This window comes from Bradyrhizobium sp. 33ap4 (assembly GCF_032654765.1).
Taxonomy (GTDB): Bacteria; Pseudomonadota; Alphaproteobacteria; order Rhizobiales; family Xanthobacteraceae; genus Bradyrhizobium; species Bradyrhizobium australafricanum.
In genome coordinates, this window is record NZ_JAUMTJ010000118.1 from 1 (window position 1) to 8998 (window position 8998).

The 8998-nt window shown below is 60.4% G+C and carries 12 protein-coding genes and 1 pseudogene; 9 read left to right on the forward strand and 4 right to left on the reverse strand.

The features are described from left to right. On the reverse strand, nucleotides 1-824 hold an 824-nt coding region (locus tag Q2M23_RS42530), incomplete at its 3' end, for a transposase zinc-binding domain-containing protein (RefSeq protein ID WP_316399345.1). A 14-nt stretch (nucleotides 825-838) separates the two neighbouring features. Next, nucleotides 839-1550, reverse strand: a pseudogene (locus Q2M23_RS42535) (tyrosine-type recombinase/integrase); the annotation flags it as partial. 129 nt (nucleotides 1551-1679) lie between these two features. Between Q2M23_RS42535 and Q2M23_RS42540 the strand changes: the two are divergent. From Q2M23_RS42540 to Q2M23_RS42565, 6 genes are all read left to right on the forward strand, one after another. Beyond that, the gene (locus tag Q2M23_RS42540; RefSeq protein ID WP_316399346.1) at nucleotides 1680-1832 is read left to right on the forward strand and encodes a hypothetical protein; all 153 of its coding nucleotides are present in this window, start codon (nucleotides 1680-1682) and stop codon (nucleotides 1830-1832) included. 289 nt (nucleotides 1833-2121) lie between these two features. Further along, nucleotides 2122-2484, forward strand: a complete 363-nt coding sequence (locus Q2M23_RS42545) for a hypothetical protein (protein WP_316399347.1) — start codon at nucleotides 2122-2124, stop codon at nucleotides 2482-2484. Between the two features lie 2 nt (nucleotides 2485-2486). Continuing rightward, nucleotides 2487-2726, forward strand: coding sequence for a hypothetical protein (locus Q2M23_RS42550; RefSeq protein WP_316399348.1), 240 nt, complete (start codon nucleotides 2487-2489; stop codon nucleotides 2724-2726). A 288-nt stretch (nucleotides 2727-3014) separates the two neighbouring features. Further along, on the forward strand, nucleotides 3015-3278 hold the full coding sequence (locus tag Q2M23_RS42555; protein ID WP_229193080.1) for a hypothetical protein: 264 nt from the start codon (nucleotides 3015-3017) through the stop codon (nucleotides 3276-3278). 324 nt (nucleotides 3279-3602) lie between these two features. Beyond that, nucleotides 3603-3824 (forward strand): hypothetical protein, encoded by a 222-nt coding sequence (locus Q2M23_RS42560; RefSeq protein WP_229193079.1) that lies wholly within the window; start codon nucleotides 3603-3605, stop codon nucleotides 3822-3824. A gap of 133 nt (nucleotides 3825-3957) precedes the next feature. Beyond that, nucleotides 3958-4152, forward strand: a complete 195-nt coding sequence (locus Q2M23_RS42565; protein ID WP_229193078.1) for a hypothetical protein — start codon at nucleotides 3958-3960, stop codon at nucleotides 4150-4152. A gap of 1387 nt (nucleotides 4153-5539) precedes the next feature. On the opposite strand, the gene Q2M23_RS42570 is transcribed toward Q2M23_RS42565, so the two are convergent. Then, nucleotides 5540-5851 (reverse strand): hypothetical protein, encoded by a 312-nt coding sequence (locus tag Q2M23_RS42570; protein ID WP_316399350.1) that lies wholly within the window; start codon nucleotides 5849-5851, stop codon nucleotides 5540-5542. A 309-nt stretch (nucleotides 5852-6160) separates the two neighbouring features. Between Q2M23_RS42570 and Q2M23_RS42575 the strand changes: the two genes are divergently transcribed. Then, entirely contained in the window at nucleotides 6161-6517 is a 357-nt protein-coding gene (locus tag Q2M23_RS42575; RefSeq protein WP_316399351.1) for a nuclear transport factor 2 family protein, read from the forward strand. A gap of 300 nt (nucleotides 6518-6817) precedes the next feature. Here Q2M23_RS42575 and Q2M23_RS42580 read toward each other — a convergent pair whose 3' ends face one another. Then, complete coding sequence (locus Q2M23_RS42580; RefSeq protein WP_410469843.1) at nucleotides 6818-7114, reverse strand: hypothetical protein; 297 nt, start codon at nucleotides 7112-7114, stop codon at nucleotides 6818-6820. Nucleotides 7115-7169: 55 nt separating this feature from the next. Between Q2M23_RS42580 and Q2M23_RS42585 the strand changes: the two genes are divergently transcribed. Then, nucleotides 7170-7364 (forward strand): hypothetical protein, encoded by a 195-nt coding sequence (locus Q2M23_RS42585; RefSeq protein ID WP_229193075.1) that lies wholly within the window; start codon nucleotides 7170-7172, stop codon nucleotides 7362-7364. Between the two features lie 758 nt (nucleotides 7365-8122). Beyond that, entirely contained in the window at nucleotides 8123-8629 is a 507-nt protein-coding gene (locus Q2M23_RS42590; protein ID WP_316399352.1) for a hypothetical protein, read from the forward strand. The last annotated feature ends 369 nt before the right edge of the window (nucleotides 8630-8998 follow it).

The window sequence follows — 8998 nt, forward strand, 5'->3', positions numbered from 1 at the left end:
CACACATCAGGCTCCTGACCCGCAGACTCGCGGCTGCAGCTAAGGTTGGGTGATTTATGAGTCAGACTCTCAGGACCGCCGAACGGACGCTTGGAATAAACGACCCATTCGGTCTTGCGCAGCGGTGCGAGGAAGGCGGCGAATGATTGCGCTCCGGCAAGATGAGCGTCGTCGCCGAAGAAGCTCAGGCGCCCCGCCTGATGCAGGGCGACGAGGCGCTCCAGGAACAGTCGCCGGAACAGGCGTGAGAGTACCCGCACTGGCAGGAAGAAGCCCGGCCGGCAGGACACCCAGCGCTGGCCATCGGGCGAGATGCCGCCGCCCGGGACGATCATGTGCACATGCGGGTGGTGGGTCATGGCCGAGCCCCAGGTGTGCAGCACGGAGGTGATGCCGATCCGGGCTCCGAGATGTTTTGGGTCGGCAGCGATCGTCAGCAGGGTCTCGGCCGAGACCTTGAACAGGAGATCGTAGATGATGGCCCTGTTCCGGTAGGCGATGTCGGCGATCCGAGCCGGCAGCGTGAACACGACGTGATAATACGGCACCGGCAGCAGCTCGGCTTCGCGGTCGGCGAGCCACTGCTTTGCCGCGGCGCCCTGGCACTTCGGGCAGTGCCGATTGCGGCAGGAGTTGTAGGCGATGGACGTGTAGGCGCAGTCCTCGCAGCGCGCAACATGGCCGCCGAGGGTTGCCGTGCGGCAGCTCTCGATCGCCGACATGACCTTCAACTGGTCGAGGCTGACGTGGCCGGCATGGGTCTTGCGCCATGCCGGCCCATGGTCGCGGAAGATGTCTGCAACCTCCAGAGCCGGGCGCGCCACACGCGGCCCTAACGTCAGCCGGGTGGCCGGGTCTCCTGGAGCTTGAACCCGACGTGCTCCAGCGGGCTCATGACCTCGCTGATCGTCTTGGTGGCGACGCGGGTATAGAGCGCCGTCGTATCGAGCTTGGCGTGACCGAGCAGCACCTGGATGATGCGGACATCGATGTTCTGTTCGAGCAGGTGGGTGGCGAAGCTGTGCCTCAGGGTGTGCAGCGACACGCGCTTGTTGATCTCGGCGATCTGGGCCGCGGCGTGGCAGGCGCGATTGAGCTGGCGCGTCGTCATCGGCTGGGCCGGATCGCGGCCCGGGAACAGCCAGCCCTGTGGCCGGGCCGCCTTCCACCAGGCCCGCAGCAGGTCGAGCAGGTGTGGGGACAGCATGACATTACGGTCCTTGCCGCCCTTACCCCGCTCAACGCGGATGATCATGCGCTTGCTGTTGATGTCGGAGATCTTGAGCGAAACCACCTCGGCGGCCGCGTAGGCCCGCACCGTAGGCCACGCTCAGCGCCGCCTTGTACTTCAGGCCCGGCGCGGCATCGAGCAGCCGCGCCACCTCCTCGACGCTGAGCACCACCGGCAGCTTGCGCGGCTCGTGAACGACGTGGGTGTGCTCGACGATCTCGTGACGCCGCAGCGTGACCTTGAAGAAGAACCGCAGGGTCGATACGGTCTGATTGATCGTCGGCACGCCAACGCCGCTCGCCGCCAGATGGAGCTGATAAGCTCCTCATAATCGACAACTGCTAGCTCTTCCCCGCCGTTCGATTCGCCGGGAAAATGACGCCATCCTCCGTCCTACCATAATAGTCTCCCGCCCATGCACATGCCCGACGCTGAGACCGCCCGACTGATGAAGGTGACCGAGGCGCTCGTCCGCGAGCTGGACCGCCAGGGCATCGCTGATACGCTTGTTAAGCTCAGGTTCGATGCGCTCGAGCTGCCGCGCGTCGCGATCCGGGCGGCCGACGGCGATGTGGTGCCGTTGCGCAGGCGTCCACTCTGATGGAACTTCCCCTCCGCCCCACCGTCATAGCCGGCGACAACTCGAGAACGACTTCGTGGTTATTCGCTAGGGAGAGCACGATGAGATGTTCGATGAGCCTGACGCCAGCAGTCCCCATGGATAAAAGGTACCTGTGCCCGGTTTGCGGTGAGGTTGCGCTGACCGTTTCTGCTCAGGGGGTCGCGTTTTCGTCTCGGGCGATATCTGACCTCACCTGCCCCAATGGACACAGACTTATTATCCCACCAGGGGGCAAGGTCGTGGCTGCCCGAAGCTCCGGAGCAGATCAATGGCGGACCTCACTGCAGAAACGGCGCGCCTGATGAAGGTAACGGAGGCAATCGTCACTGGGCTGGCGCGCCAAGGGGCGGCTGAGGCTGTGGTCGACCTCGACTTCAACCCGCTCGAGCTGGCCCGAGTTGTCATCCGCGCAGCCGACGGTGACGTGGTGCCCGGTTCGAAGGCCGCAGACCTAATGCACCTGACGGACGCCCCAGCACGTCTGATGAAGGTCGCAGAGGCGATCGTCGGCGAAATGAACCGTCAGGGCGTAGCGGACACGCTCGAAGATCAGGATTTTGGCGTCATGGAGCTGGCCCGGGTGGCCATTCGAGCCGCTGACGGCGACGTGGTGCCTTTTCGGAGGCCCTAGACATGGTCGAGCCCAAGATCACCCTGGGCGAGATGTGCCAGTCCGGCGCCCGCGGCCTCCTCGTCTTCTGCTCGGACCACCGCTGCAGCCATTCCGTCGAGCTGCCGCCGGGCAAGGTCGATCAGTGGCCGGACCGCGTGCGCCTCTCCGACCTCGAGCCCCACTTCACCTGCATCACCTGCGGCAGGCGCGGCGCCGATGTACGGCCGCACCTCTCGCAGGCGAGGATGGGGACGCGCTGAGGCATGCCAAGAAAGACAAGTTGAAGGGCGGTTTGGGCAACCGAGGAACACTAAGCGGGCTTTATTGTTGTGCTGCCATTATGGCGCCAACCGTCACTGTTCATTTCACCTGTCCCGGCTGCCGCATCGTCTATTCGGCGATCCAGGAACGCAGCGCAATCCATACGAATACTTCTGGGAGCTTCGATTGCCGGCAATGTGGAATGCTTGTTCACCACTGGGCCGGGCTCTACGACTATAACGAATGGAGAATCGTTTCCCTGCCGACCAAGCAACCCAAGATGAGAAATGAAATACGTGGGTGATCGTCCCTACTCCGACCCTGAGAAAGCCGCCCGCAGGATCATGGAGCACGCCCGGGCATTCGAGCCCGTGCAGGACGGCCGGACCTACATCGAGAAGATCAACTATCCTATGATCTACCAGGACAAAGCGACGCCGGCCGAGTATTGGGCCGGCTTAGAATACGCCAAAGATCAGGGCTGGCTCGAGTACCATGAGAGCGGGACGTTCGTGAGAATGCTTCAGCCGGGCAAAGACCTGTTCGCCTGACCGAGAGCTATTGGCGTTGTGCCTATCGCCTTCGCCGTTCTGACATGACGTACCAATATCCGGTCCCAACCGCAGCGGCCGCGCTGAGCACTCCGACGATTGCGACGATTCCTTCCACCAGTTCCATGTGGATCTCATTATCCCAAAGAAACGGCCCCAGCGAGGCGGGCACGTCGCCGGGGCCTGATCTTCCGTTGGTGTTGTCCAATGCCATGGGGGGTGGCATCTGGACACCCCCGGTAACTGCCTCAGCGCCGGCCTGTTCCAAAAATCCGCCTTGGTTCTCTGACTAGAAACAATCCGCTCAGGCATCGCTTTACGGTTATGCAGCCCGCTACCGAAATTCATCTGGTTCGCGTGACGACCGATGACGGCGAGGTCCAAATCTGGCTCGCTGCGACCTCGCGCGAAGAAGCGGTTGATCGAGTGCTGGACGAAATCCCGGAAGGGTGGGCTGTTAGCCTCATCCAGCGACAGCTTGCCGCCGAGCACATCCCGGCGCTCAATATGGCCGCCGGCGAAGTGCGTAGGCACTTTGTGTCCTAATTCCCGACTGCGAACCTAACTAGGGCAGCACCAGCCTGTGCTAAGCCGACAAGCTGATTTGATCGCAGGTCCACAATGAAAGAGGCCGCCAATTGAGGCGGCCTTACTGCAACTCTCTCAACATGCGGCTCCGATGCTCAAGATGGAGCCTCTGGGCGTCGTAGAAGTTTCCAAGCAGCCTTCTGGCCTCTGTCGCATTGTGGCCGTCTCGATCAAGCTCGGCAACTATGCGTTCCTGCCGATTAACGCGTCGCTCGCCTTCAACGACGTGGCGCTCTGCCATCCTAAGCCTGAAGAGTTGCGTTCTGCGGTCCATGGGACGGCCTGATAAACTAGCGCGCTCAGAGATATTGCGCAGAGCGCGGTCTATGATGACGCGGGCCTGCTCATCACCATTCTCTTCAGCTACCGATGAAGCAGCCTCAAGGTGATGTTCGATCCAGCGCTGAGCAAGGCTTCGCATTCCACAGCCTAACGAATTGCCGATAGGTACCCATGACCGCGCGGTGATGGTCCGTTAACGGATCGACAGATGCGCCGTTCCTGGATCGCGCCGGAACTCCCGTTCTCCCACGGAGAACCCCGGTAACACTTCTCCCCTATAGAGGGAGAACACTTGGCGGACCATAACGATTGCTAAGGCCAGAACATCCGATCAGCGACTCGGCCACGTCCGTTCCTACGCCGCTATAGGAAAGGCTCAGCACGTTTGGGGCAGCGAGCGTCCCAACTAGGACAGTTCCTCGAGTACCACGAATCCGAACCTTCGTGAGGATGCTGCAGCCAGGCGAAGACCTCTTCGCAGAGACAGCGGGGATCCTGCTTGCGAGGTCTACAAACTTGTAGAATCATTCTGACGCCAAATCCCGACGCGGGACTGGCAAGTGGCCCCGACATCGGCCTCCGCAGGCCCCCAAGGTTGTCGGGGCCTCCTATTTCGGTTCGAACGGCCTGTCTGATGCGCACAAAGAGGCCCCAGCGAGGGGTACAAGCTGGGGCCAAGGAAACCACTCAAACCAAGCGGTTGCCCAATTTTTTTCCGAAAGAAACGGCCTCAGCTATGAAGCTGAGGACAAGTGTAATCTGGGCTCCCGGTGCCGGTAGCGACGCGACACCGAGCAGGGCCACGAGTGCCGCTGCATGGGATTAGTTCCCAACCAAAAAGGCCCCAGCGCTGTCTGCACAAATCGAGCGAGCGAATGCAACGCTCGGGAAACGAGTTGAGGCAATGTCCGAGGGCTCGGGGACCCACCTAGCAACTAACGGCGAAGCCTTAGCCGCTTTCGCTTCATGCCGCCACGATGTCAGGGACCGCGACGATAGCGGGCCCATAGCGCCAAAACCACTAAGCTCACCATGAACAAAGTTGCTTCATTCATTGGACAAGAACCTCCGTCCGGCGGCCCGCCTATGAACGTTGAGCAAGCTTTGCCGTTCCGGACCTCACTAGGTTCCGTAAACTTCCGGCGCGCACCGACCCATCCACGCCTGAACCAAATCTTACGCACGCTGTGCGGAACGTTCGGTCGTGAAACCTGAGGGACCCTCCCGTGCTCGAAGAGGAAACCTAAGCGGCGCGGTTCGGTTCAAGACCCCCTGGGCGAAGGCCCGATCGGCCCTAAGGCGCTGTCTTGCTCCCTGCCTTGCCTACGGCAAGCCGACGCCCGGCCTGGCCGGGCCGAACCTGCCAAGTGTTTCCGAAAGAGGAATTGGCGCTAGTCGCAGCGGCGTTCCCTGCGCGTAACCCGACGGCCATCATCACGTTCGACCGTGACAGCCTCTGTGTGACAGCGCTGTCTTGGGCCGACCGTAACGCCTCCCGGGCCGATGCCAACCGTGGTGTCGCGATCGTAGCGGTCGCGGTCCCTGTAGTCGTGGTCTCTGTAATAGCGATCCTCGCGATCCCGTCCGATCTGGACATCAACGCCTTGCGCCATTTTGACGCCCTCGGCTTTGGCTGGAGTGGCAAGCAATGTGATTGTTAGCGCCGCTGCGGCGGCCGTCAGGGCAAAACCGATTTTCAGCATATGGATGTCCTCCCTTGAGCATGAGCCGGTGTAACGGGGCGGACACCTGACTGTTCCACGAGGTAAAGCTCAATGATCTTTACTGATCACCATCAACCAAGCGGCGATCATCAATCTGTCCAGCGTGATCGACCGCTACGCCGGAAATTTGATGCTCCTCCAGGGCATCTCCGAATACCCGGTATCAAACGCGAAACGCTCAACGAGCGGGAACATGAAAAATGATCGGCGGAACTAGGCCGGTTCACCATCCATTCAGCCCAGAGCACTTACCCATCTCGTCGGGCAGCGCCGACGAGGAGGAGTAACATGTCCAACGCTCGGGAGGACTTCGATGCCAGTAGTGTCGTTATCGATTGGATCGACGCCTGTAAGCAGCGCCGCCTGGGTGATTTGCTAAACCTCTACGATGACACGGCTACGGTCGAGTGCTGCGAGGGCGGGAGCTTTCAAGGCCGAGCCGCGATGAAATGGTACTGGGGTCAAAGGCTCGCGGCGTTGGGAGCCGATGTGTTCGAGATCGAAGCATTGATGCCCGAGGGGGACTGTGTTTCGCTCGACTATCGCACGTATGACGGCCAGCGCGTGCGCACGTATTTCCGGTTTACCGATGCAGGAAAAATCCGGCTTACGGCCTGCGCGCCGATCAGAGAGGCCGCCTGGTAGCCCGGGCAGCTCATCCCTTTCCGGCTAGCCCCATTCCGACGAGGTAACTTACTTGGGATGCAGTCCCGCCAGAATTGCTGTCTACCTACTCTTCCGCACCGACGGTTTCCGCGCTCCAACATGCAGCATCAGGGTGAGGATCACGCGCGCTGGGAAGCGCAATGCCGAGATTTTATTCGCCCTCCAAGGGGGCACAACGTTGATGATAAGCACGGGTTGGAGTTTGAGAACGATCTCGGAGCATTTCGAGCAGCGCGGAAGGTTGACGACGGCCCCATCTCCGAGTTGGATTTGGAAAGCTTAGTGCAGCGTCTGCCGTCGATGCCGCGACGCCTGCTCGATCAGTTCCGCGTTCAAACAATTTAAGATGTGCTCCAACTGCTCATTGACCAGCAACAGAGCCCTGAGAGCGCTACGCACATCGCCGTCACAGGCAGCGACGATCTCGTCCAGCTCCCGGTCATATTCATCCAGATAATCGTTGGTTGTTGGGTGCGGCATGCGAACAACATCCAACCAGAAAATGTCTTGTGGAAACAACGAGCGCGGCACTTCTCCTCGATATTCACAGGCAGCGCCCCGAACACGCAGTTGCATTTGTGCGAGCCGCGCTCTGCTCTGGATGGATACTTTCAGCCTTTTGGGAGGCTACATGGTCGAGGTGTATTTCAACGTCAGGCGTGATCTGCTCGTTGTGAAAAAGGGATTGCCGGTGCCTGACATTGGCGCCCAAGGAAAATGGCGCAAGAGCAAGAAGAGGGTCATCAGGGTTAGCGAGGAGATCAGGCAGGCGGTCCACAGCCAAGGCTATTACATGAGGAAGTCAAGAGACCGCAAGAAGAACTGAGCCGTCGCCGAAAGTTGGCGCAAAGGCCCGGCAGCCTGTTAAGGCCGCCGGACGAGCGCGAATATAAATTTCATGAACACGGCAAATATCCTGCGGTGCAGGGAGAACTTCTATCCCGGGCGACTACGGTGGCCTCGCCGGCTAGGCATGTCCTGGCACTCGGTCCCACGTCGGTTCGCGTCGGACCGCCAGTCGCAGGGTGGAATGGCAGATCGGACACTCAAATGAGTGGATGTCGTAATCCTTCGTGAAAGCGGCGACGGCAACGAGCTTGCGCTCCACGTTACAGGCAAAGCATACGGGCGACGACATGGCGTCTCCCCCCTTTCGCAATCGGAGTAAAGGCGCAAGGTTACGTCCGATTGGGCAGACGCGCCGTCGATTTTATGAGCCGTAGCAATACTGTCTGTAACGCTGTCCTGTCGGTGTGAGACCCGGAGGTGCAGGTTCATTCTTGCTGCAGTCGTTTAGCTATCGACGGCACGCCGAAGCCCAGCTAGCGTCGCTTGCTGCCTAGCCCTCATCGGTCAAGAAACTGCTCGGGAGGTCATCATGCTCATCGCAAACCGGTTCGACAGTCGGACCCTCGCTCGTGCGGTCTGTCAACCCACCATCCAACCCACAAATGATCGGAGCATCTCTCTTTTGGATTGGATCGTATAGCGACGCATTCTGTCAGACGCGCCAATAGCTTAGCCTTATTCTGGGCTAATTTCGAGAGAAGCCTCCGGTTCGCTGCGTTGGTCGAGGATCAATCAGTGTGGATCAAGCTTGTAGCCGTCGGAGTAATTGGCCTGGTCGGAATGGGCGCGGTTACAGCGCTCGGGAGGAATCCCGCGCTGCCGCTTGACGAAGCCTACCCAGTGGCGGAGACGTCGAGTAAGAGCGACCGTCTACCACTCAAGGCCGAACCCGCGACAGATGTGGTCGCCGTGGGAAATGAAGTCGTGTCAGCAAACGAGGTTGCTGCGATCACAACGGGCGCTTCAGCATCAGCAACGATCACCGCAGCAGACCCGCCAATAGCTATCCCGGCCCGTCAGGCCGATCGACAGAAGGCACCGGCCAAGATCATTTCTCGACATTGGCACGATCCTGCGGACACCAAGTACAAATCGGCAAAGCGGAATGCGGGTAGCGGAAACGGTGCGCCAATTGCCCGCCCCGAAGCGCTGAAACAGCTTGGCGAAGCTAAGAACTGCAGCCAGAGCGACTTGGACAGTTTCCTGCGATCGGTCAATCTGAAGCCGCGCTGCGCTTCCTAGGAGCAGTGGCCGCACCAGCAGACGACCCCGACACGGTCATCGGGCGCGTCGGGGCTGCATTCCAAGCTCCCGCCGTCAGGCGCGCTGACAACGGAAGCAAGAAAGATGACTTCCTGCATTCCCGCCCCGTTCCGCGTCTAAGCAGCACCATTAGGGATTACCCCCGCCCTCGGCTCGCCGAAAATGATAGAAAAAACGTCAGGGGATGCCCTTCGCTATCTCGCGCTTTTTCATGCTGCAATGCCACACAATAACGCTAGCGGCCTTGGCGCGGGGAACGCCAAGGCCGCTTTAAACTCCCGGTCGGGGGGCAACCTATCGCGGGAGCTTATGATGACTCCCGGCATTGCCCCTTGTTCCTGGTGCGTC